The organism is Pseudomonas sp. R84, from assembly GCF_009834515.1.
Classification (GTDB): Bacteria; Pseudomonadota; Gammaproteobacteria; order Pseudomonadales; family Pseudomonadaceae; genus Aquipseudomonas.
Genome location: NZ_CP019426.1, coordinates 1410400 through 1433416 on the forward strand (window position 1 = coordinate 1410400; position 23017 = coordinate 1433416).

General features: G+C 59.9%; 28 protein-coding genes. All 28 read left to right on the forward strand.

The genetic code is table 11. The features are described 5' to 3' along the window. Positions 1-2 precede the first annotated feature (2 nt). Positions 3-512, forward strand: coding sequence for a DUF4376 domain-containing protein (locus PspR84_RS06270; RefSeq protein WP_160056261.1), 510 nt, complete (start codon positions 3-5; stop codon positions 510-512). A gap of 83 nt (positions 513-595) precedes the next feature. Continuing rightward, a complete protein-coding gene (locus PspR84_RS06275) occupies positions 596-1018 on the forward strand; it encodes a phage tail protein (protein WP_160056263.1) in 423 nt (140 codons plus the stop codon). 99 nt (positions 1019-1117) lie between these two features. Then, a complete protein-coding gene (locus PspR84_RS06280) occupies positions 1118-1303 on the forward strand; it encodes a hypothetical protein (RefSeq protein WP_007908808.1) in 186 nt (61 codons plus the stop codon). Positions 1304-1305: 2 nt separating this feature from the next. Next, positions 1306-2472: a tail protein gene (locus PspR84_RS06285; protein ID WP_034154903.1), complete on the forward strand. Its 1167-nt coding sequence runs from the start codon at positions 1306-1308 to the stop codon at positions 2470-2472. After that, positions 2472-2978 carry a phage major tail tube protein gene (locus PspR84_RS06290; protein WP_160056265.1) on the forward strand — a complete coding sequence of 169 codons (507 nt, stop codon included), beginning with the start codon at positions 2472-2474 and terminating at the stop codon, positions 2976-2978. Before PspR84_RS06285 ends, PspR84_RS06290 begins: the two co-directional genes overlap by 1 nt. Positions 2979-3146: 168 nt before the next feature. Beyond that, the gene (locus tag PspR84_RS06295) at positions 3147-3728 is read left to right on the forward strand and encodes a phage tail assembly protein (RefSeq protein WP_160056267.1); all 582 of its coding nucleotides are present in this window, start codon (positions 3147-3149) and stop codon (positions 3726-3728) included. A gap of 152 nt (positions 3729-3880) precedes the next feature. Then, positions 3881-6244 carry a phage tail tape measure protein gene (locus PspR84_RS06300; RefSeq protein ID WP_238785225.1) on the forward strand — a complete coding sequence of 788 codons (2364 nt, stop codon included), beginning with the start codon at positions 3881-3883 and terminating at the stop codon, positions 6242-6244. Next, on the forward strand, positions 6244-6627 hold the full coding sequence (locus PspR84_RS06305) for a phage tail protein (protein WP_160056271.1): 384 nt from the start codon (positions 6244-6246) through the stop codon (positions 6625-6627). Before PspR84_RS06300 ends, PspR84_RS06305 begins: the two co-directional genes overlap by 1 nt. Further along, positions 6620-6832 (forward strand): tail protein X, encoded by a 213-nt coding sequence (locus PspR84_RS06310; protein WP_064393145.1) that lies wholly within the window; start codon positions 6620-6622, stop codon positions 6830-6832. Before PspR84_RS06305 ends, PspR84_RS06310 begins: the two co-directional genes overlap by 8 nt. A gap of 9 nt (positions 6833-6841) precedes the next feature. After that, positions 6842-7873, forward strand: coding sequence for a phage late control D family protein (locus tag PspR84_RS06315; protein WP_160056273.1), 1032 nt, complete (start codon positions 6842-6844; stop codon positions 7871-7873). Between the two features lie 142 nt (positions 7874-8015). Beyond that, the gene (locus PspR84_RS06320; RefSeq protein ID WP_160056275.1) at positions 8016-8600 is read left to right on the forward strand and encodes a hypothetical protein; all 585 of its coding nucleotides are present in this window, start codon (positions 8016-8018) and stop codon (positions 8598-8600) included. After that, positions 8597-8776, forward strand: a complete 180-nt coding sequence (locus PspR84_RS06325; RefSeq protein WP_093436496.1) for a DUF2635 domain-containing protein — start codon at positions 8597-8599, stop codon at positions 8774-8776. The genes PspR84_RS06320 and PspR84_RS06325 overlap by 4 nt, the downstream gene beginning before the upstream one ends. Beyond that, a complete protein-coding gene (locus PspR84_RS06330; RefSeq protein WP_160056277.1) occupies positions 8776-10272 on the forward strand; it encodes a phage tail sheath subtilisin-like domain-containing protein in 1497 nt (498 codons plus the stop codon). The genes PspR84_RS06325 and PspR84_RS06330 overlap by 1 nt, the downstream gene beginning before the upstream one ends. Positions 10273-10339: 67 nt before the next feature. Continuing rightward, positions 10340-10687 carry a phage tail tube protein gene (locus PspR84_RS06335; protein WP_007908779.1) on the forward strand — a complete coding sequence of 116 codons (348 nt, stop codon included), beginning with the start codon at positions 10340-10342 and terminating at the stop codon, positions 10685-10687. After that, on the forward strand, positions 10684-10980 hold the full coding sequence (locus tag PspR84_RS06340) for a phage tail assembly protein (protein ID WP_007908778.1): 297 nt from the start codon (positions 10684-10686) through the stop codon (positions 10978-10980). The genes PspR84_RS06335 and PspR84_RS06340 overlap by 4 nt, the downstream gene beginning before the upstream one ends. A gap of 130 nt (positions 10981-11110) precedes the next feature. Then, positions 11111-13096, forward strand: coding sequence for a hypothetical protein (locus PspR84_RS06345; RefSeq protein ID WP_160056279.1), 1986 nt, complete (start codon positions 11111-11113; stop codon positions 13094-13096). Then, positions 13083-14318, forward strand: coding sequence for a DNA circularization N-terminal domain-containing protein (locus tag PspR84_RS06350; RefSeq protein WP_160056281.1), 1236 nt, complete (start codon positions 13083-13085; stop codon positions 14316-14318). The genes PspR84_RS06345 and PspR84_RS06350 overlap by 14 nt, the downstream gene beginning before the upstream one ends. Before the next feature lie 3 nt (positions 14319-14321). After that, positions 14322-15365 (forward strand): phage baseplate assembly protein, encoded by a 1044-nt coding sequence (locus PspR84_RS06355; protein ID WP_160056283.1) that lies wholly within the window; start codon positions 14322-14324, stop codon positions 15363-15365. A gap of 140 nt (positions 15366-15505) precedes the next feature. Continuing rightward, a complete protein-coding gene (locus tag PspR84_RS06360; RefSeq protein ID WP_110720163.1) occupies positions 15506-16015 on the forward strand; it encodes a phage baseplate assembly protein V in 510 nt (169 codons plus the stop codon). After that, positions 16015-16413, forward strand: coding sequence for a phage GP46 family protein (locus PspR84_RS06365; RefSeq protein WP_003222234.1), 399 nt, complete (start codon positions 16015-16017; stop codon positions 16411-16413). Before PspR84_RS06360 ends, PspR84_RS06365 begins: the two co-directional genes overlap by 1 nt. Continuing rightward, on the forward strand, positions 16403-17449 hold the full coding sequence (locus tag PspR84_RS06370; RefSeq protein ID WP_160056285.1) for a baseplate J/gp47 family protein: 1047 nt from the start codon (positions 16403-16405) through the stop codon (positions 17447-17449). Before PspR84_RS06365 ends, PspR84_RS06370 begins: the two co-directional genes overlap by 11 nt. Next, complete coding sequence (locus tag PspR84_RS06375) at positions 17437-18036, forward strand: putative phage tail protein (RefSeq protein WP_034154917.1); 600 nt, start codon at positions 17437-17439, stop codon at positions 18034-18036. Before PspR84_RS06370 ends, PspR84_RS06375 begins: the two co-directional genes overlap by 13 nt. A 13-nt stretch (positions 18037-18049) precedes the next feature. Next, positions 18050-19207 (forward strand): phage tail protein, encoded by a 1158-nt coding sequence (locus tag PspR84_RS06380; RefSeq protein WP_160056287.1) that lies wholly within the window; start codon positions 18050-18052, stop codon positions 19205-19207. After that, a complete protein-coding gene (locus PspR84_RS06385) occupies positions 19204-19719 on the forward strand; it encodes a phage tail protein (protein ID WP_160056289.1) in 516 nt (171 codons plus the stop codon). Before PspR84_RS06380 ends, PspR84_RS06385 begins: the two co-directional genes overlap by 4 nt. Positions 19720-19858: 139 nt before the next feature. After that, a complete protein-coding gene (locus PspR84_RS06390) occupies positions 19859-20956 on the forward strand; it encodes a phage tail protein (protein ID WP_160056291.1) in 1098 nt (365 codons plus the stop codon). A 7-nt stretch (positions 20957-20963) separates the two neighbouring features. Beyond that, positions 20964-21530, forward strand: a complete 567-nt coding sequence (locus PspR84_RS06395) for a tail fiber assembly protein (RefSeq protein ID WP_160056293.1) — start codon at positions 20964-20966, stop codon at positions 21528-21530. A gap of 121 nt (positions 21531-21651) precedes the next feature. After that, a complete protein-coding gene (locus PspR84_RS06400) occupies positions 21652-22572 on the forward strand; it encodes a phage tail protein (RefSeq protein ID WP_160056295.1) in 921 nt (306 codons plus the stop codon). 2 nt (positions 22573-22574) lie between these two features. Further along, positions 22575-23015, forward strand: a complete 441-nt coding sequence (locus PspR84_RS06405; protein WP_160056297.1) for a phage tail assembly chaperone — start codon at positions 22575-22577, stop codon at positions 23013-23015. The last annotated feature ends 2 nt before the right edge of the window (positions 23016-23017 follow it).

A 23017-nucleotide genomic window follows, 5' to 3' on the forward strand; every position in this document is an offset into this window, starting at 1 on the left:
CCATGTTGAGAGCGTACTCAAAAGAGGGAACAGCCTTTCGAGGTGTCGCCCCTGATTGGCCATTGGCAGAGGGTGAAATTCTTTTTGACCATGAACCTTCTGAAAAAGAACTGGAAGACGCCTTTGGTTTCGCTTCTGGCGAATTGGTAAAAAGCCGCCTGTTGACCTTGATTACTGCAGAACGATTCCGCCGAGAAGGTTCGGGGGTCGTGGTCGAGGGTGTGGCTATCGATACTTCCCGAGACAGCCAGTCGCTGATTGCTGGAATGGCGGTTTCTGCGATGTTGAACCCTGCTTATCAATGCAGTTACAAGGCTGTGGACGGCTTTGTCGAACTGACTGCTTCGCAAATTCTTGCTGTAGCAACGGCTGTTCGGTCTCATGTTCAGACTTGCTTTGACCGGGAAAGGGCTCTGTCGGAAAGCGTTGTTGCCGGCACCTACACCGATGCCATGCTCAAGGACGGTTGGCCAGACCAGCCCCCAGTTGCACCCGCCTCAGCACTTCAATAAACGCCCCACACCGTGGGACGTTTCCATATCTGGCCACCCAAGCGGTGCCTTAGAGTCGTTACTTATCAAACAAGGAAGAACCTATGTTTTATGCACCCTCCACGGGCGGTTTTTACGATCCCACCTTTCATACCGAAATTCCAAGCGATGCAGTTGAAATCTCTCAGGAGTACTGGCTCGAGTTATTGAACGGGCTGTCTACCGGCAAGATGATTGTCATGAATGAAAATAACTATCCAGTGCTGGTTGATCGGCCGGGGCCAACACCAGCGGAACTTGAGAGCATTGAGCGCTACTGGCGCAAACAGCAGATCGCGCTCACTGATCCCGTGGTCAACCGTCACCGTGACGAGGTGGACCGTTGGCCGACCCAGCTGACCCCGGCGCAATACATTGAGTTGCAGACCTATCGCCACGTGCTGCGCATCTGGCCGGTCGGCGGTGAGTTGCCCTTGAGCGAACACCGCCCGGCAGCGCCGGAATGGCTCGCTAGCCTGCCTGAATAAAAACGCCCCGCACTGACGGGGCGTTTTCTTATCCGCTGATCAGCAACTGATAGCCCCTTGTTGAAACCAGGGGGCTTTTTCGTCTTTGGAGAAACCCGAATGGCAACCCGCCAAACCTACACCGTGCTCGTCCCATTCCCCACCGGCGGTGGGCACTGGTCGAGCATCGGTCAAGACCTTGATCTGCTCGACGTCGAGGCCAGTGCCTTGCACTTCGCCGGTCGACTGGAACTGAAAACCCCAACCACCCAGGCCAAAAAGGCCGCTGCCAAGAAGGCTGACTGACTATGGCTGAGGTTCTGAACTTCGAGCACAACGGCATTACCGTCAATGCCACCGAATCCCCCGAGGCCATGGGTGGCCTGGGTGACAACGTCATCGGCCTGGTCGGCACCGCGCCGAAAGCCGATCCGCTGATTCCGCGTAACGCACCGTTCCGCATCAACAGTTTCACCACCCACGCGCTGCTCGATCCGACCGGTTCGGAAGAGGGCACCCTGTACCACGCGGTTTACCAGATCCTCAAAGTGGTCAAGGTGCCGGTTTACGTGGTCATCGTCGAGGCGGGTGCGACCCCGGCCGACACCGTCAACAACGTGATCGGCGGCGTCGATCCACTGACCGGCCGCAAGCTCGGTCTGGCCGCGCTGGGCAGTGTCCCGGAAGACCTGACCATCATCGGCGCGCCGGGCTTCACCGGCACCAAAGCTGTGGCCAGCGAGTTCGCCTCGTTCGGCAAGCGCATCAAGGCCCGTGTGGTGCTGGATGGCAAGGACGCCTCGGTTGCCGATCAAGTGTTGTACAGCCAGGAACTCGGCGGCGCCGACCTCGGTTTCGACCGTTGCCTGGTGGTGCACAACATGCCGGCCGTGTACTCGAAAGCGGCGAAGAAAAACGTCTTCCTGTCGCCTTCCAGCCTGGCGATTGCCGCACTGGCCAAGGTCAAGCAGTGGGAGAGCCCGGGCAACCAGGTGACCTACGCCGAAGACGTTTCGCGGGTCGTTGAGTACAACATTCTCGACACCTCCACCGAAGGCGATCTGCTCAACCGCTACGGCGTCAGCTACTACGCCCGCACCGTGCTCGGCGGCTTCTCGCTGCTGGGCAACCGCTCGATCACCGGCAAGTTCATCAGCTACGTCGGCCTCGAAGATGCGATCAGCCGCAAGCTGGTCAAGGCCGGCCAGAAAGCCATGGCCAAGAACCTCACCAAGTCCTTCATGGATCAAGAGGTCAAGCGCATCAACGACTGGCTGCAAACCCTGGTCGCCGACGAAACCATCCCTGGCGGCAGCGTGTATCTGCACCCGGAACTGAACAGCGTCGAGAAGTACAAGAACGGCACCTGGTATGTGGTCATCGACTACGGCCGCTACGCGCCAAACGAACACATGGTTTATCAACTCAACGCCCGCGATGAAATCATCGAGCAGTTCCTGGAGGACGTTCTCTAATGTTTACCAACCGCGTAAGACAGGCCATCGCGGCCACCCTCCAAGGCCTGCCGTTGTCGGCGACTGTTGAAGAATTCACCCCGCCGAAAATTGATTTCGACATGGAAAGCATGACGGGCGGGCGTTTCATCGTCGAGGAGATGGCCAAGAGTGCAAAGCCGCTCAATGCGCAGATCAAATTGCAAGGCACCGGTGCTGAAGTGTTGCTGGCGATGGGCGTGAAACTGGGCGACGACATCCTGCTGAACGTGCGTGAAGCCGGTCAGGATCAGGACGGCAATACCTGGTTCACCTACCACACCATCGGCGGCAAGCTCAAAACCATGGGCGAAGACGCAATCAAAATGGGCGGCAAGGCTCTGACGACGCTGGACTTCTCCTGCCGCACCTACAACCGCCTGGAAAACGGCATTCCGGTGATCGACATCGACGTGCGTACCCAGAAGTTCGTCCTCAACGGCGTCGACATCCTCGGTGATGCGCGTCGTGCGGTGCTGATGCCGTAACCCGTTACACCGCAAAACCTGTGAGAGCGAGCCTGCTCGCGAAGCCTTTGGCACATTCAACATCAATGTGACTGAACGACCGCTTTCGCGAGCAGGCTCACTCCCACAGTGGGCCAGTGTGACTGGCAGAAATTGAGTAACCCCCAAGAATCACCAAGGAATTCATACATGTCGTGGATGCCACCCCAGCATGACCTGCTGTCGCCGATCACCGGCGACGATGGTTCGCAGATCAACCAGATCCAGCTCAAGCCACTGTTCTACGCCGCACAGAAAGAAGCGCTGGAACGCGCCGGCGATGACGAAGACGATCAGTTCTTCGAGCTGGCGCTGCTCGCCACTGGCCTGTCGGTCAAAGAACTCGACCAGCTCAAGCGCCCGGACTACGTGAGCATCGCCCAGTACGTGCACGAGATGTCGACACGCCCTGCGTCGTACTTTCTCGACCAGGTCGAAGACGCGCAAAAGTCCGACGATCCCGATCAGGTGCAACTGCTGCAACCGCTCGCCGTAACCGGCCGCACCGTGACCTCGCTGAGCCTGGAAATGCCTGTGCTGCGCGCCACCAAAGTGATGAAGAAACTGAAAACGGCCAAGGAACGCGCCGAGTTCATCACCGCCCACTGCACCGGTCTGATGATCCCTGATCTGGCTCACTTGAGCGTCCCGGACTGGACGCAATTGCAGGTGCGTATCGACGATTTTTTAAACCAGCCGGCGGCCTACTTTCGGAACGCGACATCGAAGTAATCCTCGATATCGTCCCGCTCATTTACCCGGTAAGTGAAGCGGAGATTCTGGAATGGGACGCCGAAAAGGCGTTGCGCCGCTACGACATAGCGATCACTCGCCTTGGCGTGAAACAGGAGTAGAGCGGCATGGCAGAAACAAGGTATTCGCCAATGCTGGCCAGCGCGAACAGCAGCGTCGGGTTCAGCAACGCTGGCTTGGCAGTTGAGAAGTCCGCATTTGACGTTATTGCCAATCCACTGGCGGAGTTGAAGCTCGCGGTCGTGACCGCCAGTCAGGACATCCGGTTATTGATCAAGGAGCAGATCAAGCTTCGGGAAGTCATGGTCGCGCTGCAATCGCTGTCGAAGGCCAGTTCGCCAACGTCGGCGCCAGTAAGTGCGCCGAAGTCGAAACTCACGACCGAGATCGAACAGCGTCAGCCTCCCGCGTTTCTGCAGTCGACCATGGCGCTTCAAACGGCCATGGCCAGGCTAAAACAAGTGCCGGGCATGGACGGCGATCTCAAGAGCATGGAGATCGCCAACCTGGCAATGGCCGGTGAAAAAACGGTGGCAGGCAGTGGTGCGACCGCGGTTAGCCTGGCCGAGGTCGAATATGCCGCGGGCAAATCCGGGGTAGGCGCCAATCTCACTGGCGACACAAAGGAACAGGAACTGCTGGATTTCGGCCGTGATGCCGCCACGAACGCGACAGCGTTTGGCATTGAACTGAAGGCCGCTGGAGAAATGCTGACGGTCTGGAGAACCTCGCTCAAGCTTGATCGCGCGCAGGCTCAAAGCTTGGCCGACGCCAGTATTCATCTCGGGAAGAATTCGCTGAAAGCGACCGCAGCCGACATCGGCTCGGTGGTACAGAGTTCTGGCGAAACAGGAGTCGCGGCGGGTATTGCACCTGAGCAACTGGCTGCTCTTGCGGCCGCTTTGCTCAACGCAGATGTGGACACGTCTGGCGCCGCTACATCGGTGAAAAGCATCAGCGCTGCGCTGGCCAAAGGTGCCAAAGGCTCGGTCGCCGAGCGTGCAGCCTGGGCAACACTTGGACTCCAGCCGGACAAGCTCAACGAGGATGTGCCGCAAACCGTTTTCAAGGCACTCGAGGCTCTTAAACAAAAGCCGGCGAGCCAACAATCGGCACTGATCAAGACGTTGTTCAACGGTGATGAAGGCGTCAGCAAACTGCTGGATAAACCCCAGGATGTCGACAAGACATTTGCGTTGCTGACCGCGAGAAAACCGCTCGATCCACAGACCGAGTTGCTGAAGAGGCTATCGACCGGCAGCGACGGTTTGCATCAATTGATGGCGGAACCTGCTGAAGCGACGTTCTCGCCGGTTCCCCTTCAGGGACCGACCCAAAGTACCGAGCCGCAATACAAAGGTGCGGTGCAGAGATCAGCCGATCCGGCTGGCGGCAGTCCTCAGCAAAGCTGGAACGCTTACGACGCCAGTAGAAACCGTTTGGCGACAGCGGTCGCTCCGGATGCGCAAACGCTGGACTCCCTCACCAATACATTGAACTGGGCGGCGGAGAAGGCCGAGGCAAACCCGAAAGTCGCTACGTCTCTGACTATTGCGGCGGCGGGGCTTACGGCGTTTGTGGGGGCGTTGCTGGCAAAGGCCGCTGATAATTTCGTTGGCAAGCTTGTGAAGGGCATCGCAACGAAACTGCCGAAGGGACTTGGCAAATGGATTGCGGATATCGATGTTGCCGGCGATAGCGGTAAGCCCGTTGAAAACTCGCCATTTGATGAGCCAAACCCAAAAAAGCCTACCCAGAGAAAGGGTGGAGGCCTGAAACCACGCAGGGTGAGCCTCGGTTCTTTGACCCAGCGAAAGAGCCATCAACCACTGATTGGTTCCGGCAGCTCTGCAGCTCGCAATCCTCTCATTCGTCAGCCCTCAGCGTGGCCCGCAAGCATGACGGCATTCTCCGGCTCATCGGGCGCCAGCCCAATGCACGCCGCGCCGCTGTCCGACTCCTACGCCAAGGCCGGCGCGCTGCTGGCCAAAAAAGCGCCGCCGCTGCGCCTGCTCAGCGCAGGATATGAACTGGTCAATGGTGTGATGCACGGGGACACGCGTTCAGTGGTGTCATCCGGTGCTTCGTTGGCCGGGTCTTCAGCGGGCGCCGCTGTCGGTGCCGCGCTTGGCACGCTGATTCTGCCTGGCGTGGGTACTGCAATTGGCGGGTGGCTCGGAAGCATGGCGGGGGGAGCCATCGGTGAGTCGCTGGGCGACAAGCTGGGGACCCAAGTCGATCGTCTTGACGCGCCAGCTCAGGTCAGCAAGGACCTGATCGCGACCTCGGCGACCTCCGCGATCCCGGCCACCACAGCCGCCAGCCAGCCTGTCACGTTCAACTCAACGATTCAGATCAATGGCCAGGATCTGGCCAGCGCCCAGGCGCTCGCCAATCTGGTGGTACAAACAACCATGGGGCAGTTGGGTCAAATCATGCCAACCAATCTCCTCGCCACCCGCCGTGACGCAGCCCTGACCGATGGAGTCGCCTGATGAAACAACAAATGGCATTAGGCAGCTTCATCTTCGGCCTGTCGCGCCAATTTGCGTACCACACGTTGTTGCGCAAGTCCGATGGCGGCTGGAGCGAAATACAGATTCTCACCAGCAAACCGAAATCCAGCCAGACCGGCCAGAAGTCGGAAACCCTGACCATCACCGGCAAATCGATGTACGCCGTGGCCATGGATCGGCTCGATGAATTGCGCGCCTTGCAGGCACTGCGCATACCGCTGCCATTGATTGACGGCATCGGTCGCAACTGGGGTCTGTGGCGGATCAACAACGTTCAGGAAACCCAAAGCCAGATCATCGATGACGGTACGGCGATGGTGGTCGATTGGGTTATTGAATTGGCGGAGTTCAACAATGCGTAAGGTTCGAAGTGTGGCCGGTGATTCGGTGAATCTGCTGCTCTACCGCGAAACCGGGCGCAGCGATGATGCCGCTGAAGAAGCCCTGTGGAAACTCAACCCGACCCTGGCTGAACACGGCCCGGTTCTGCCCGCTGGTATCTGGGTCGTGCTGCCTGAACTCGACAGCAAACCCGCCGCGATCAAAGCGCTCACGGCTTGGGATTAAGGAGGTTGTATGGCATTGGGTTTTACCCCGGTCGTGCAGATTTATGGCGCAAACGCGGATCTGCTCAACCAGCGTCTGATCAGTTGGGAACACATTGATGCAGCCGGTATCGAGTCGGATCAACTGACCCTGACCATTGATCTGGAAGGCCTCGAAGGGCTGCCAAATCTGGGCGGGAAAATCGGCCTGCTGGTGGGTTACCTGGAAATGGAAGAGATGGTCGACAAGGGCCAGTTCAAAGTCACTCGCCTGACACCGACGCTGTTTCCGTTGCGCCTGACCCTGGTGGCCACTGCAGCGCCTTTCAGCAAGGATGACGAGACCGGCTTCAAGCAGCGTCGCACCGCCAGTCATGGACCGACGACGCTCGGTCAACTGTTTAGCAAACTGGTGTCGCAACACGGATTTTCATCGCGTGTCGCTGCGGACGTGTCGATGATCAAGATCGCCCACGTCGACCAGTCCAATGAAACTGACATGGGCTTTCTGACGCGGCTGGCAAAGAAGTACAACCTGGTCGCCAAACCTTATGGCGATGCGTATGTGCTGGCGCGGCCCGGGCAGATCAAATCAATCTCGGGCCAGAAACTGCAGGAAGTGACGTTGTCGGTCACCCACAACAATCGTCCCGGCGATCACGCCTTCATCAGCGCCACGCTGGAAGAGGCCGCCCGCGAACAGGCCAAGGGCTGCAAGACCTGTTTTGTCGATGCGGCGACAGGCGTGTTGCGCTGGGTCGAAACCGGGCTTGCGCCGTTCAAGACCATCCGCCAGAAGCAACCCAACGAAGCGGATGCCATCGCCGTCGGCGAGGGCGAAGTGCGCAAAATGCTCCGACAAAAGTTCAAGGTGAAGATCACCTGCCCCGGCGACCCACGGCTGGCGGCTGAAGGCCTGGTGCTGCTCGATGACACCTGGCCGGACTTCATGCGCGGGCGCTGGTCGATCGACAAGGTCACCGCCAGTGGCAATCGCGAGAACAGCTATCGCTGCCTGATCGATGCCAGCGGCCTCGATCCAAAGGCTGAATCCAAAGACTGACGACACATCTCCATGTGGGAGCGAGCCTGCTCGCGAAGAGGCCGGAACATCCAACATTGAAAGCGACTGAGACACCGCTTTCGCGAGCAGGCTCGCTCCCACATTGGGTCCTGCGCAATTCTCATCATTCTGGAACACCCCCATGAAGATCACCCCGATCCTCACGCAGTTGCGTGGGCAATGCCCTGGCCTTGCCAATCACATTTCGGTGGGTGTCGATCTGGCGTTGCTGCAAGGCAATGCCGATCTGCCGACACCCTCGGCCCATGTGCTGCCACTGGCCGACTTGGCGAGTGAAAGCACCACACAAAACCTCGCCACCCAACCGATTCGCGACCGCTTCGAAATCGTCCTCGTGCTTGACGCCACCGACGCTACAAAAGCGCTGGATCTGTTGCACGACTTGCGTGCCGAACTGTGGCGCGCGGTGGTGGGGTTCAAGCCCGACAAAGACTACAGCGCCATCGTTTACGACGGCGGTGAACTGGTCTCGATCAACAGCAGCCGCGCCTTCTACCGGCTGCGTTTTTTTGCCGAGTTCCAGCTCGGCCGCAATCTGCCAAGTCAGCCTGCGGAGAGTTGGCACGAACGCGAACTGGACGGTTTGTCGTCCTTTACCGGGGCCACCGTGCGGGTCGATGCGATCGACCCGGCCGACCCCAACCTGAAACGCCCGGGCCCCGATGGGCGCGTGGAAATGACTTTCTCTGGAGACGTAACCCCATGAGCAATCGCATCACCGTACTGCCGGCCGCCGGCCGTGTTGTACCTGACCCGGAGGCGGGCGATCTGCTGCCGGCCGAAGGCCGTGAAGTGCTGGACAGCGCCTGGTGGCGCCGACGTCTGGCCGACGGCGATATCACCCTCAAAACCGCACCAGCCAAACAAAAGGGAGCCAAATAATGGCGATCGGATTCAGCAACATCCCCGCGGACATTCGTGTGCCGCTGTTCTATGCCGAAATGGACAACTCGGCCGCCAATAGCGCGAGTTCGACCCTGCGTCGTTTGATCGTCGCTCAGGTCAACGACAACATTGCCCCGACCGAAGTCGGCAAACTGGTTTTGGTCTCCAGCGTTGCGCTGGCCAAGAGCATCGGTGGTCAGGGCTCGATGCTCGCCTCGATGTACGAGACCTTTCGCAAGGCTGACCCGATCGGTGAGATCTGGTGCCTGCCGCTGCACAACGCCGAAGGCGCGATCGCCAAAGGCGTGCTGACCCTGACTGGCACCGCCACTCAGGCTGGCGTGTTGAATCTGTATGTCGGCGGCGTGCGTGTGCAAGCCACTGTGGTCAACGGTGCCACCGCTGCGCAAGCGGCCACCGCCCTGGCGCAGAAAATCAACGCTACCGCCGACCTGCCGGTGAGCGCTGCGGCTGCCGAAGGTGTGGTGACCCTGAACGCCAAATGGACGGGCGACAGCGGTAACGACATCAGCCTGCAATTCAATCGTCTGGGCAAGAGCAACGGCGAAGACACCCCGGCCGGCCTGACCACTGCGATCACCGCCATGACCGGCGGCGCCGGCGTGCCGGATCAGGTGGCGGCGATTGCCGCGTTGGGTGACGAGCCGTTCGAGTTCATCGCACTGCCATGGTCCGATCTGTCGACCCTCAACACCTGGCAAGCAGTGATGGATGACAGCACCGGTCGCTGGTCCTGGGCCAAGCAACTGTTCGGTCACGTCTACAGCGCCAAACGCGGAACTGTCGGCACTCTGGTTGCTGCCGGCCAGGCACGCAACGATCAGCACATGACCATTCAGGCGCTGGAACCGGGCGTTCCGCAACCGTTCTGGGTACAGGCTGCCGCACTGGCTGCACGGACCGCCGTGTTCATCTCCGCCGACGCCAGCCGTCCGACGCAAAGCGGCAGCCTGCCGGGCGTTGATCCGGCACCGGCCAGCGAACGCTTCACCCTGACCGAGCGTCAGTCGCTGCTCAACTACGGCATCGCCACCGCGTATTACGAAGGCGGTTACGTGCGCATCCAGCGTTCGATCACTACCTACCAGAAGAACGCTTACGGCCAGGCCGACAACTCCTACCTGGACAGCGAAACCATGCACCAGTCGGCGTTCATCGTGCGCCGTCTGCAAAGCGTGATCACCAGCAAATACGGCCGGCACAAACTGGCCTCCGACGGTACTCGTTTCGGTGCCGGCCAGCCAATCGTCACCCCGGCGACTATTCGCGGTGAGCTGATCGCCCAGTACGCCAAGCTCGAACTGGAAGGCCACGTGGAGAACGCCGAGCTGTTCGCCGAGCACCTGATCGTCGAACGCGACGTGCAGGACCCGAGCCGCGTGAACGTGCTGTTCCCGCCGGATTACATCAACGGTCTGCGCGTGTTCGCGCTGCTCAACCAATTCCGTCTGCAGTACGACGACGCGGCTTGATCCGCGCGTTTGACGGCAAGTTTTCAGCCCACCGCGCGTGGGCTTTTTTTTGCAAGGGAGTAACACCATGGGTCAACTGATTGCAGGTACCTGCTACGTCAAAGTCGACGGCGCACAACTGACCATCAATGGCGGCTGCGAAGCCCCGCTGATGGCGGTCAAACGCGAAACCGTCGTACCGGGTTTCTACAAGGAAACCGACATCGCGCCGTCGTTCAAAGTGACCGCGCTGCACACAGCCGACTTCCCGCTGAAGAAGCTGATCGAAGGCACCGACATCACTGTCACCTGCGAATTCAGCAACGGCAAAGTCTACGTGCTGGCCGGCGCGTACCTGGTCGAAGAGCCAGTCTCCAAAGGCGATGACGCCACCATCGAACTGAAATTCGAAGGCATCAAGGGGACCTGGCAATGAGCGGCGCCGTGAAGCTTCAGGTTGCGATCGAAGCTCACGGCGAGCCCCTGACCGAACTCGTCCTGCGCCGTCCGACGGTGCAGGAGGTGCGAGCGATCAAGGCGCTGCCGTACAAGATCGACAAGAGCGAAGAAGTCAGCCTCGACATGGACGTGGCGGCCAAATACATCGCCGTGTGCGCCGGCATTCCGCCGTCGTCGGTCAACCAGTTGGATCTGGCTGACCTCAACGCGTTGAGCTGGGCCGTTGCGAGTTTTTTCATGAGTGCGGCGTCGGCGCCATCACCGACCTGATTGCCGTCGCCTATGACCTGGCCTGGTTCTGGAAGGTTGACCCCGAACAGATGATGGCCAGGCCACTGGATGTGCTCCGCGAATCGCTGGAGCACGCGCAACGGATCAATGCGATGCAGCAGGTGCAGTGATGGCGAATACAAATTTGAGCCTGATTCCGCAGACCTTTCCTGTCACGGTCAACATGCTCGTGGTGCTCAAGGGCGCCGAGAAGATGGAAGCCGAAATGAAAGGGCTGCGCGGCAAGGTCGCAGCATTCAAGAAAAGCATGGAGGACAGCGGCCTCGAGCCGCTGGACGTCGCCGGGTTCATTTCCGAAGGTGGCTTGCTCAAGCCGTTTCAGGACGGCATCAAGAAAGCCATCGAGGCGCAGGATGCGCTGGCAAAAAAGGTCATGGCGAACAAGGGCCTGAAACTGCCCAAAGTGGTGCAGGGGGAAACTTCGGCCAACCTGGCAAAGTTCAACGAAGCGCTGGACAAGATCTCGCTGAATATTGGCAACGCGTTGTTGCCAGCGGTGAACGGCATCGTCACCGCAATCACCCCAGTGATTACTTCGATTGGCCAGTTTGTAGCGAACAATCCTTCTCTTGTTGAAGGGCTGGCGGCGGCAGCTATCGCATTCACGGTGGTCACTGTGGGTGCGATGGGGCTGGTCGGTGTGTTGGGTATTCTGACCTCACCGATCGGTTTGATTGCCGCCGCGATTGCGGCGGCGGTGGCGGTCATCGTCATCGGCGCGCGCTTGATTACCAACAACTGGGGGGCGATCTCGGGCTTTTTCAGCCGCAACTGGCAGTCGATCAGCGATGCGACCCGTCGCGGCATCGACGACGTAAGCAAGGGCTGGGATGAGATGGTCGCGGACGCAAGGCAACGGTTCGACTCGATGAGTGCCACGGCTTCGCTGAAGTGGCAGGAAATGCGCGCTGATGCCATTACCGGTGCCAGCCGTCTTGCGGCGGGTGCGTCCGAAGGTCTGCATGCATTCGGCGCTTTCATCGAACAAACCTGGGATTCGGCTCGCACCTCCGTCGGCGCTTACTGGGACAGTGCAGCTGTCAGCACTGCGGCTGGATTGCAAAGCCTCAAGGCCCGGTTGTACACCTCGCCACTGGAAAAAATGACGGCGTTGTGGAACTCCGCCGATGAAGTCGTCAGCGGGTACTGGAATCGTACCTATGCGGCGACACAGGCCGGATGGGAGTCGGTCAAGTCAACGTTCGACGGCACACTGACAGCCAGAATGTCAGGCGTATGGGATTCCGCACAAAGCGCGGTCTTCACGGCCATCGACGATATGGGCAACAGAGTTGCAACCGGTTGGTCGAGCATTACATCGCTGTTCGACGGCACGCTGGCAACCAACATGTCGACGGTCTGGGGTTCTGCGCAAAATACGGTTTTCGATGCGGTTGGCAGCATGCACAGCATTGCGGCGAGCGGTTGGGAGCAACTCAAATCGACGTTCTCCTGGTCTCCGACCGCTATGGTCGAAAGCGCCTGGCAACCCTTGGCACCGGTTTTTTCAGCGCTGTGGGACGTTCTCCGGGCGGGTGCCCAGCCATTGAAAAGCGAGTTTCAGAACTTGTTCGGCAACGCTCCCGTGGAAGCGGTCATGGCGAAGTGGAATGGCGTTACTGAATATTTCTCCGGTTTGTGGGCAACGCTGAACACAGACGCGCAATCGGTGAAAGCAACCTTGGGTGATCTGTTCAGTCAGTCGCCGTTGGAATCTATCCAGCAGAAGTGGCAGCCCGTTCTCGACTGGTTCAGTGATATGTGGACAAAACTCCAAGGTATTTTCGGACAAGTCAAAGAACTGCTCGGTGGCAATTTCTCCGGGTTCTTCGCCACGATCACCGGCACCAGCGCTGCGGCGCCTGCCGGGGCGCAAGGAATGAGCAGCACGCTGCCACAAACTTCCGGCGCACTGATCCAGCAAAGCGCGGCCAACAACCGCACGCAACTCGAAGGTGGCCTGACGGTGAGCTTCGTCAATGCACCGCCGGGGATGCGCACCGATCAACCGCAAAGCAATCAACCGGGCCTGGCGCTGTCTTCGCGCATTGGCTACCGCTCGTTGTCGGCAGGAGGTTCCAATGAACTGGCGTGACCGTTTGTTGCCGGCATCCTTTCGTGGTGTCGGCTTCTGGATCGATCAGGCGAAAACCCCGGTCGGTCGCAAAGGCCAGTTGCACGAGTATCCGCAACGTGACCTGCCGTATTTCGAAGATCTTGGCCAGCAGGCCAGGATTCACGACGTCACGGCGTTCATCATCGGCGCCGATTGCCTGGAGCAGCGCGACAAGCTGCTCAAGGCATTGGAGGCGGGCAGTGGTGAACTGGTGCATCCGTGGCTCGGGCGCCTGCAAGTCAAGGTCGGTGAATGCGACATGACCCACACCCGCCAGGACGGCGGGTTGGTGACCTTTACCCTGAAGTTCTATCCCGATCAGCCGTTGCCGTTTCCGACTGCCAGCGTCAGCACGCAGAAAGTGCTGCTGGCCAAAGCCGACACACTGCTGGGTTCGGCGGTGGCGCGCTTCGAGCAGGCTATGACGCTGATCAAGGCTGCGCGGATCGGCATCGCCAATCTGCGCAACAGCCTGACCGGGGTTTATGAGGTGATCAAGGAGCAGCTCAAACCGCTGATCGAGCAGTACAAACAGATCACTGAACTGGTTAAAGCCGTGAAGGAGCTGCCCAAGGAAGTGGCAGCGGAATTCAAGGGTTTGCTCGGCGATATCAAGGAGCTCAAGGAGTTTGCGAAGGAGGGCTACCGTGGCGTGATTGCTGACGTGTCCCAACAACTCGAAGCCATTCGCAAGGCTGATGCGCCGAAGATCACCACCGGCAAGGACACCAACGCCGCAGCGCAAGCCATGGCCGATCTGGTGCAGGACACGATGCTGGTCAAAGTGGCGCAGTGGGTGGCGTCGATGCCAGTGGCGACCCCCGCCGTGAAACTGTCGTCGACACCTTCGGTGGCGCATCAGGCGGATCAACCCGTGACCCGTCCGGAAGTACCGGTGACCGATGAAATGAAAGCGCTGCAGAAGGCTGTCGGGGTGGCCATTGATCCGATGCTGGACAAGGCCGATCCCAAACACCACCAGGCAATCAACGATGTCAAGGAAGCGCTGCTGGCGCATCTCAAGGCAGTTGCGTCATCCGGTGTGCGACAGGTCACCAAATCGTTCCAGGAAAGCTTGCCGGCGCTGGTTGTGGCCTACAAGCAATTTGCCGATGCCACACGGGTGACCCAAGTGACTCAGAGCAACGCGATGAACCATCCGGGCTTTTCCCCCAACGACGTGAAAGTGTCCAGGGAGTGAGCCATGAGCGAGATGGATAACCGCGTCACATTGACCGTCAACAACATGGAATACGGCGGATGGAAAAGCGTGGAAATCACGGCCGATCTGGAGCGCCAGTTCCGCACGTTCAAACTTGACATCACCTGGCAGTGGCCGGGGCAGACGGTGGACCAGCGGATCAAGCCGGGTGACCCCTGCGAAGTGAAAATCGGCCAGGACCTGGTGCTCACCGGCTATGTGTTCAAGGCGCCGATCAGCTATGACGGGCGCCAGATCAGCCTGAGCATCGAGGGCAGTTCCAAGACCCAGGACCTGGTCGATTGCGCCGCCAGAAACCAGCCGAACCAGTGGCAGGAGCAACCGCTGTTGAACATCGTTCAGGCGCTGGCGATGGAGTACGGGCTGATGGTGATCAATGAAATTCCCGAGACCGCGCGGCTCGCCAAGCACACCATCGTGCCGGGCGAAACGGTGTTCCAGTCGATCGACCGGTTGCTCTCACTGTTCCGGGTGTTTTCCACCGATGACGCGCAGGGCCGACTGGTGCTGGCCAAGCCTGGCAGCGGTGGACGGGCCAGTGATGCGCTGGAGCTGGGCAAGAATATCCTGTCGGCCAATGCGCCGATGGATCAGAGCCAGGTGTTCTCCGAATACCGGGTGATCGGCCAGCAGAAAGGTTCGGACAAGAAGAGCGGGGCGGCGGTCAGCGAGGTTGAATCCAGCGCGACCGATCTGAGCTTCAAACGTCGACGCACCACCATCATCAACGAAGGCACCGCGCTGACGTTCGAACTGGCCCAGCAACGCGCCCAGTGGGAGTGCGCCACCCGTATGGGGCGGGCGCAGACCACCACGTATCAGGTGCAGGGCTGGCGCCAGGCTAACGGTGATCTTTGGCGGCACAACACGCTGGTCAAAGTCACGGATCCGGTGCTTGGGTTCGATGGCGACATGCTGATCTCCAAGGTCACGTATTCGCTGTCGGCGCAAGGCTCGGTGACCACGCTGCAAGTGGCGCCGCCGCATACCTTCGATCCTGATCCAACGCCCCCGAAAAAAACCTGAGCCTGACTCCGAACCCTGTGGGAGCGAGCCTGCTCGCGAAAGCGCTGGCAGCTTCAACATCACACTGCCTGACCCAGCGCATTCGCGAGCAGGCTCGCTCCCACAGTGGATCGCGTGATGCCTACCTTTGAGGACAATTCATGAGCCTACTGACACGCCTGCTGGCGCGCGGCACTGTCGTGCTCGCCAACTCGGCATCCAAGCTGCAATCGCTGCAAATGCGCCTCACCGCCGGCGAAGTGAACGACGATATGGAGCACTTCGAACCTTACGGTTTCACCAGCCATCCGCTGGCCGGTGCCGAAGGTGTCGTCACGTTCATCGGCGGCGACCGTTCCCACGCCATCGCTCTGGTCATCGCTGACCGCCGCTATCGCCTGCAAGCGTTGGCCGCTGGTGAAGTGGCGATCTACACCGACGAGGGCGACAAGATTCACTTCAAGCGTGGGCGGATCATCGACATCGAAACCGCCACGCTGAACATCCGCGCCAGCAGCGCGGTGAACTTCGATACGCCGGTGATCAATCAGACCGGCAAGATCGTGTCCACCGGCGATCAACTCGCCGGTGGCATCAGCCAGATCAAACACGTGCACGTCGGCGTACAGGCCGGCAGCGGCCAGACCGGCGCGCCGGCAGGAGGCAAGTGATGCTGATCAGCCAAAATCTCCACGCCGCGCTGACCCGCGCCGTGCTCATCAGCCTGTTCACCTGGCGTCGCGCCGCCGATGACGACGCCCTCGACGACGAAGAGCGTTTCGGCTGGTGGGGCGACAGCTTTCCTACCGTCGCCGATGACCGTATCGGCTCGCGGCTGTGGCTGTTGCGCCGGGTCAAGCTGACCCGACAAACGCAGATGGACGCCGAGTTCTATGCCCGCGAAGCCTTGCAATGGCTGATCGACGACGGCCACTGCAGCGCCATCGACATCATCAGCGAACGCCTCGACGCTCAGCGCCTGAACCTGCGCACGGTCCTGACCCTGGCCGACGGCGAACGTCTGGACATCAACCCCGATAACAGTTGGCAGGTGATCTATGCCGTTTGAAACCCCTTCGCTGCCGGTGCTGATCAAGCGCACCCAAAGCGACCTGGCCGGCGATTCGCTGCGCCAGTCCGATGCGCAAGTGCTGGCCCGTACCCTCGGTGGCGCCGCTTTTGGCCTGTACGGTTATCTCGACTGGATTGCCGAGCAGATTCTGCCGGACAAGGCCGATGAATCCACCCTGGAGCGGATTGCCGCACTGCGCCTGAACCAGCCACGTAAACCCGCGCAAGTCGCCACCGGCAGCGTCAGTTTTACCGCGACTGCCGGCGCGGTGCTCGACGCCGATACGCTGCTGCAAACCAATGACGGCCGCACCTACAAAGTCACCGCCGCGCGCACCACGGTCAATGGCAGCAACACCACCACCATCGCCGCACTCGATGCCGGCAGCCTCGGCAATGCCGACGCCGGGCTGGCGCTGACGCCGGTGCAGCCGATTGCCGGTGTGGTCGGCAACAGTTTTGTCGTGCTGGCGCCGGGACTCAGCGGCGGTGTGGCGCGGGAAAGCCTGGAGTCGTTGCGCTCGCGGGTGATCCGTTCCTACCGCGTGATTCCCCATGGCGGTTCGGCCAGCGACTACGAGACCTGGGCACTGGAAGTGCCGGGCGTGACCCGCGCCTGGTGTCGTGGCGGCTTGCTCGGGCCGGGCACGGTGACGGTATTCATCATGCGTGACGAAGACCCGCAACCGGTGCCCAACGATGAGCAATTGGCGGAAGTTCAGGACTACATCGAACCGCTGCGTCCAGTGACGGCGGAAGTGCACGTGCAGCGCCCGATTCAAGTGCCGGTGGTGTATCGCTTCAAGAGCGTCAACCCGGACACCACCGCTGTGCGCGCCGCCGTTGAAGCGCAGTTGCGCGACCTGCACAACCGCGAGGCCGATCTGGGCGTGCCGTTGCTGATCAGCCATATCCGCGAAGCCATCAGCAGCGCTGGCGGTGAGTACGATCACACGCTGACCGCGCCGGCCGCTGACGTGCCTGCCGGGCAAAGCGAACTGCTGACCTTCGGAGGTTGCGTATGGGGGGCATAAGAACCGCCGCGCAATATCAGGCGCAACTGCGAGCCTTGCTGCCCACTGGCCCGGCGTGGGATCCGGAACGGGTGCCGGAACTGGAGGAAGTGCTGCAAGGCGTCGCCGTCGAACTGGCGCGCCTCGATGCCCGCGCCGCCGACCTGCTCAACGAAATGGACCCGGCCGGCGTCAGCGAACTGGTGCCGGACTGGGAACAGGTGATGAACCTGCCCGACCCGTGCCTGGGCGCCACACCGCTGTTCGACGACCGCCGCCTCGCCGTACGCCGGCGCTTGCTCGCGGTGGGGAGCCAGGCTGTCGGTTACTACATCGACATCGCCAAAAGCCAGGGTTACCCCAACGCGACCATCACCGAACTCGAAGCCCCGCGCATGGGCCGTTCGCGTTTCGGCTCGGCGCACTGGGGCACGTGGGAAGCGCAGTTCATGTGGACCCTCAACACCGGCGGGCGCTTGCTGCTCGGTCGGCGTTTCGGCGCGAGCTACTGGGGCGAGCGCTTCGGCGTCAATCCGGGGTCGGCGCTGGAATGCCTGATTCACCGCAGTGCACCGGCGCATACCAAGGTGCACATCAATTATGACTAGGGAGGAATAAGCCATGGATTATCCGAACAGTGTGCCCAGCGCCGGCTTGGTGAATGGGAAGTTTGTCGATGAGAACCCAATGACCGGAACCCCGGGATCGCTGATCCCGGCGGATTGGGGTAACGGAGTTACCCAGGAAATTCTCAGTGTGATCAATGCGGCGGGTCTGACGCCGGACGAGAAAAAATACGATCAGTTGCTGCAAGCGATTCAGTCGGTGACGGCCAAGGGCTGGAATCAGGATCTGGCGTTGCCGCTGGTGGCGTTGCCGCTGCCGACGGTAGCCACCGCCGATGGTCGGTTGACGGTCAGCCCGGCTGCGGCATCCACCAGTGGTGGCAGGGTTTCGATTGCGGCAGGCACCTATATCAGCCTCGGTCAGGAAGTCGTGAATGGCCAGTTGGGTCGTTCGCGCACGTTTGTGACGTCGGCCTGGAGCAGTGCGGATCTGTTGCCCAGCAGCCATTACTTTTTACGCGCTCAGGTCTCTGGCGGTGCGCTGACGTTCTACGTGCAGCGTGGCAACATCCATGACGTGACGCCCGAGTCGTTGAAAGGAACGGTCAACGGTGCCGCCGGTGGCGGCTTCCAGTCGACGGCACTGGACATGTGCCTGGCCTGGATCGTGACCGGCGCACCGGGCTCGGTGCCCACGGTTCGAACCATCTACAACCGTGCGCGCTTGACCTGGACTCAGACGGTCAACGGCACGGGCGCAATTTTCCTGCCACTGGATCCGCACGCACGTTCTGCCCGATTGGTTGCCGGCAATCCAACGCCGTCCTCAACCGCAGTGACGGCTGTTGGTTTTCCATCAACCGGCTGGGCGGGGGGCAATTATTGTTTCCTGTCGCCCATGATTGCTGGCAGCTCCAATAACGCAGGTGGCTGGAACCCCGCAACGGTTACTCCTTGTGTGTTGTTCACTAACAACATCGTCAACGACGTGACGGTTTCAACGCTGGCCGCCAGTTTCGATCATGCCAATTTGCGCTCGCTGTGGCAGTGCTATCAGGCAGAGCACAACCTTGGCCAGTCGAACGCGGAGAGTGATGAACTGCTACTGAGCATGGGCATCAAGAGCCATCCCGTCACTGATTACAGCGTCGGTATCGCGGTCAATTTTTCCGATGCCGTTAACGTCCAGTTTTCCTGGGAGCTTATTCGATGATCGTTATTCAGGAGCTTCATCAGTTCGACGGCGAAATGCGCCTTCCTCAACCTTCTGCCGCCCATGACTGGGACGGTGTGGCATGGGTTCTGAATGCAGACAAACAGACTGAATTGAATGCGCAGGAAGTTGAACAGATTTGCGTCAAAGTTGACGCCGCTGCCGACAGCACTCGCATCGCATTGGCCGGCGACCCGCTCAAGGCCATGGAATACGCCCAGGCCGCCGCGGATGCTCAGGCCTATCAGGACGCCGGTTACCCGAAAAAGGAAGTGCCGCTGTCGGTCGCTGCGTGGGTGGTCAAAGGACGCACTGCCAAACAAGCCGCCGAGCAGATTCTGAGCAAGGCCGATCAACTGACCGACCATCTGCTGGCGCTGCGTACGCTGCGCCTGAAGGCCAAAGCGCAAATTCGCACGCAGGCTGCCAAAGGCAACATGGATCTGGCGCGCAGCGCTGGTGACGAAGCTTTGGTCGCCATTCGCGAATTGGCCAGCGGCCTTTCCAGCTAAACCGAAAATTCTGCGTACTGCGTCAGCCAAGCCCACTTCGTTGTGGGCTTTTTATTTTCAGAAAACGGACCGTGGACAGGCACGCAGAAGACGCTGTGCCGACGCCGGTCATTTGTCATTTCAAAGGAACGAACAACCTATGGATTATCCAAAAAGCGTCCCAAGCGTCGGCCTGGTCGATGGTCGCTTCGTCGATGAAAACCCGGTGGCGGGTACGCCGGGCTCTTTGATTCCGGCGGTGTGGGGCAACAGTGTGACTCAGGAAATTCTGAGTGTGATCAGCGGTGGCGGGCTGGTGGCTTCCGAGGCGGATACCAGCCAACTATTCAAGGCGATTCAATCGATTGTTGGCAGCGCTAGTCCGGTGCGTTCGGTGATTACCCGGCTTGCAGCTTCCAAGTCACTGGCTGAGCAGGAACTCGGTCTCGTTTTGATCGATGGCAGTCCCGCTCCCGTGACCCTGACTTTACCTCCGGCGGATGTTTCTCTGGGTGTACGCGATGTGATTCTTCGTCGTGTCGACAACAGCGGCAATCGCCTCGTTGTTCAAGCATCCGGCACCGACAGGATTCGCTTTCACACCAACTTGTCGGCCAGCGGCTATCCGTTTCTGGTGCTGATGGGGGGAGGTGACTGGTGGCATCTGCGCAGTGACGGAACGGGGAGCTGGTGGCCGATAGGACGCTTCGACAATACCGCCTTGGGACGCCCGTTTTTCGAGACCACCACAACGCTTAACCCAGGAGGTTATGGCGTTCCCAACGGTGATCTGTTCAAGCGCGCCGAATGGCCGTGGCTGTGGGATTTCGCCCAGCTATCCGGAGCGCTGACCACAGAAGCTGCGCGAACTGGCAGAGAAGGCGGCTGGACCAGTGGCGATGGCGCTTCGAACTTTCGAATTCCCGAGATTCGGGGCGAGTTTTTGCGGGTTTTGAGTGAGAACAGAAGCGTTGATGCTGGACGTGTAATAGGCAGCCTGCAAATGCACGCCTTGCAAAGCCACAACCATTATCTGCCGACTGGAACCGGGGCGACATTCAAGCCTGCTCCAGCGATTCCGGATATCGCCTGGGACGTTACCACCAACGTCAATTTTTTACCGACTTCAGCAACGGTGGCAACGACCTATCCCAACCCTGCATTCGACAATGATGCCTACATCGGCAGTATCGGCAATTTCGCCGCTGAAACCCGACCGCGAAACATCGCCTATCCCGCGCGAATCAAACTGATCTGAGGTGCCCATGTTCAATTATCTGATAGATGACAGCGGTGCCTTGGTTGGCCCTGTCGAGTTCCCGCTCGTGCCGGGAATCGGTCTGCAACTGCCAAGCAATGCGGTGACGCTAAGCATCGAACTCTCCCCTGCGCCTGAGGGTTTTGCCTGGGCCTATGACAAGGGTTCTTTGCAACAGCAGATCGATTGTCGTGGCGATGTCTACCGCACTGACACAGGCATTCGGGAAACCTGGAACGCGCTTGGCGAATTGCCGGAGGGCTTCACCCGGTTGCCTTTTCCGGGTGGCTTTCACGTCTGGGTGGGCAACGCCTGGCAGGTTGATGAGGTTGCGCAGCTGGCGGATCGCAAACGCGTCGTCCTCGCTAAGCGCGACGCACTGCTACGCGATGCCGTGCTGCGCATCGCCCCCCTGCAGTACGCCGAAGATATCGGCGATGCCAACCATGACGAACAACTACTGCTGATCGAATGGAAGCTCTACAGCGTGGAGCTGAACCGTATTGAAAAGCAGAGCGGTTTTCCCGATGCCGTCGCCTGGCCGGCAGTTCCCGGCGTTGTCGTGAACGACTGATACCTGCACAAGGAAACGTTTGTTCCTTTGACCGTCTCCCGGTCTTCGGCCTCGGTGTGGTTAGCCGCTTCAAGCGGCTGAGGCCTGCGCCCAATGTATTTTCAGATTAAGGAGATAAACCTTGGACTACCCCAAGAGTGTGCCCAGTGTCGGCCTGGTCAATGGCCAGTTTGTCGACGAAGACCCGATCGCCGGTAAACCCGGCTCGCTGATCCCGGCGACGTGGGGCAACAGCGTCACGCAAGAGATTCTTAACGTTGTTCAGGCGGCTGGTCTGACGCCGAACGAGTCGTCGAACAATCAGTTGTTGGCGGCATTGCGCAGTCCGGCATTGTTCATGACGGCGCCGCAGTTTGATGGTGGACGCTCGGCAGCAACATCCGAGTTTGTGCAGCGGGCGCTAGGCAGTTATGCCAGTGCTCGCGGTATATATGCGGCCACGCAACTGACCCCGGTCGATGTCGGCTGTTCTATCGGCCTGGGCGGCAACGCGACGTATACCGTGACGCTTCCGGATGCTGCTGCGGTGCCGAGCGGCGCGACGATCAGCCTGCATTGCCGTAACAGTGCGCCCGTCACGGTGACCAGTAAAACCGGTGCGCAGATCAGTCCTCAAGGGGCTTATCTGGCGTCGATCGTGATGAACAATGGTGAGAGTGCGAACTTCGTCAGGGAGTCTGGAGTGTGGGTGGTCTATGGCACCGCTGCGCTGAAGTACTCAACCAATTACGCCGCACAGTTCGCCACATCGGGATATCAAAAGTTTCCCAGCGGTTTGATCGTGCAGTGGGTAACGGGGGGCTCCGATGCGAATGGCAACATGACGGTGTCGCTGCCAATCAGGTTTCCCAATGCTGTCCTCGGAGGTATTGCCAATGAAGGTAACCCGGCAGGATGGAGTGCCTCCAACGTTACCGTTTGGGCATTTGACGGCGGGAGCTCCACGACAACGACGGTGGTCGCTCGGGTCCGAAGCGTCCTGGCTTCAAGTGTAAAGGCTGATCCGGGCATTTCGGGCCGCATTCTGGTTTGGGGGTACTGACCATGACGATTTTCTTTTATGCACAAAGCTTGGGCTTTGATCGGGTCGACAGCGCACTTCCCGAACTGCCTGCAGGGGCGGTGGAAATCACCCAGGCGCAATACACCGAACTGTTTGCCGGGCAGGCGAGCGGCAAAGTCATCAGCGCCAGCGCCAGTGGTCAGCCCGTTTTGACCGACCCCGTCGTTTCTCCTGCAACGCTTGCCAGCCACGAGCGCGCATGGCGCAACCACGTTCTGCAAAACACCCAGTGGCTGGTGTTTCGTGATGCCGAAGAACTGGAAGTGGGCGAGGGCACGACGTTGCGCTCCGAGGAATTCAAACAACTATTGGTGTATCGGCAGGCACTGCGCGATTGGCCGAATGATCCGGACTTTCCCAATGTGCTTTCCCGACCAGTTGAGCCTGACTGGCTGGAAGGCTTGCTTCAGACAGACAGTTGAGG

Coding starts and splice junctions, on each gene's coding strand:
- PspR84_RS06355 (WP_160056283.1), top strand. CDS start 14,322: ATGAGCGAGATGGATAACCGCGTCACATTGACCGTCAACAACATGGAA.
- PspR84_RS06330 (WP_160056277.1), top strand. CDS start 8,776: ATGGCGATCGGATTCAGCAACATCCCCGCGGACATTCGTGTGCCGCTG.
- PspR84_RS06310 (WP_064393145.1), top strand. CDS start 6,620: ATGCGTAAGGTTCGAAGTGTGGCCGGTGATTCGGTGAATCTGCTGCTC.
- PspR84_RS06360 (WP_110720163.1), top strand. CDS start 15,506: ATGAGCCTACTGACACGCCTGCTGGCGCGCGGCACTGTCGTGCTCGCC.
- PspR84_RS06270 (WP_160056261.1), top strand. CDS start 3: ATGTTGAGAGCGTACTCAAAAGAGGGAACAGCCTTTCGAGGTGTCGCC.
- PspR84_RS06325 (WP_093436496.1), top strand. CDS start 8,597: ATGAGCAATCGCATCACCGTACTGCCGGCCGCCGGCCGTGTTGTACCT.
- PspR84_RS06350 (WP_160056281.1), top strand. CDS start 13,083: ATGAACTGGCGTGACCGTTTGTTGCCGGCATCCTTTCGTGGTGTCGGC.
- PspR84_RS06395 (WP_160056293.1), top strand. CDS start 20,964: ATGTTCAATTATCTGATAGATGACAGCGGTGCCTTGGTTGGCCCTGTC.
- PspR84_RS06365 (WP_003222234.1), top strand. CDS start 16,015: ATGCTGATCAGCCAAAATCTCCACGCCGCGCTGACCCGCGCCGTGCTC.
- PspR84_RS06335 (WP_007908779.1), top strand. CDS start 10,340: ATGGGTCAACTGATTGCAGGTACCTGCTACGTCAAAGTCGACGGCGCA.
- PspR84_RS06405 (WP_160056297.1), top strand. CDS start 22,575: ATGACGATTTTCTTTTATGCACAAAGCTTGGGCTTTGATCGGGTCGAC.
- PspR84_RS06370 (WP_160056285.1), top strand. CDS start 16,403: ATGCCGTTTGAAACCCCTTCGCTGCCGGTGCTGATCAAGCGCACCCAA.
- PspR84_RS06390 (WP_160056291.1), top strand. CDS start 19,859: ATGGATTATCCAAAAAGCGTCCCAAGCGTCGGCCTGGTCGATGGTCGC.
- PspR84_RS06340 (WP_007908778.1), top strand. CDS start 10,684: ATGAGCGGCGCCGTGAAGCTTCAGGTTGCGATCGAAGCTCACGGCGAG.
- PspR84_RS06290 (WP_160056265.1), top strand. CDS start 2,472: ATGTTTACCAACCGCGTAAGACAGGCCATCGCGGCCACCCTCCAAGGC.
- PspR84_RS06375 (WP_034154917.1), top strand. CDS start 17,437: ATGGGGGGCATAAGAACCGCCGCGCAATATCAGGCGCAACTGCGAGCC.
- PspR84_RS06280 (WP_007908808.1), top strand. CDS start 1,118: ATGGCAACCCGCCAAACCTACACCGTGCTCGTCCCATTCCCCACCGGC.
- PspR84_RS06345 (WP_160056279.1), top strand. CDS start 11,111: ATGGCGAATACAAATTTGAGCCTGATTCCGCAGACCTTTCCTGTCACG.
- PspR84_RS06300 (WP_238785225.1), top strand. CDS start 3,881: ATGCTGGCCAGCGCGAACAGCAGCGTCGGGTTCAGCAACGCTGGCTTG.
- PspR84_RS06315 (WP_160056273.1), top strand. CDS start 6,842: ATGGCATTGGGTTTTACCCCGGTCGTGCAGATTTATGGCGCAAACGCG.
- PspR84_RS06380 (WP_160056287.1), top strand. CDS start 18,050: ATGGATTATCCGAACAGTGTGCCCAGCGCCGGCTTGGTGAATGGGAAG.
- PspR84_RS06275 (WP_160056263.1), top strand. CDS start 596: ATGTTTTATGCACCCTCCACGGGCGGTTTTTACGATCCCACCTTTCAT.
- PspR84_RS06305 (WP_160056271.1), top strand. CDS start 6,244: ATGAAACAACAAATGGCATTAGGCAGCTTCATCTTCGGCCTGTCGCGC.
- PspR84_RS06295 (WP_160056267.1), top strand. CDS start 3,147: ATGTCGTGGATGCCACCCCAGCATGACCTGCTGTCGCCGATCACCGGC.
- PspR84_RS06320 (WP_160056275.1), top strand. CDS start 8,016: ATGAAGATCACCCCGATCCTCACGCAGTTGCGTGGGCAATGCCCTGGC.
- PspR84_RS06385 (WP_160056289.1), top strand. CDS start 19,204: ATGATCGTTATTCAGGAGCTTCATCAGTTCGACGGCGAAATGCGCCTT.
- PspR84_RS06285 (WP_034154903.1), top strand. CDS start 1,306: ATGGCTGAGGTTCTGAACTTCGAGCACAACGGCATTACCGTCAATGCC.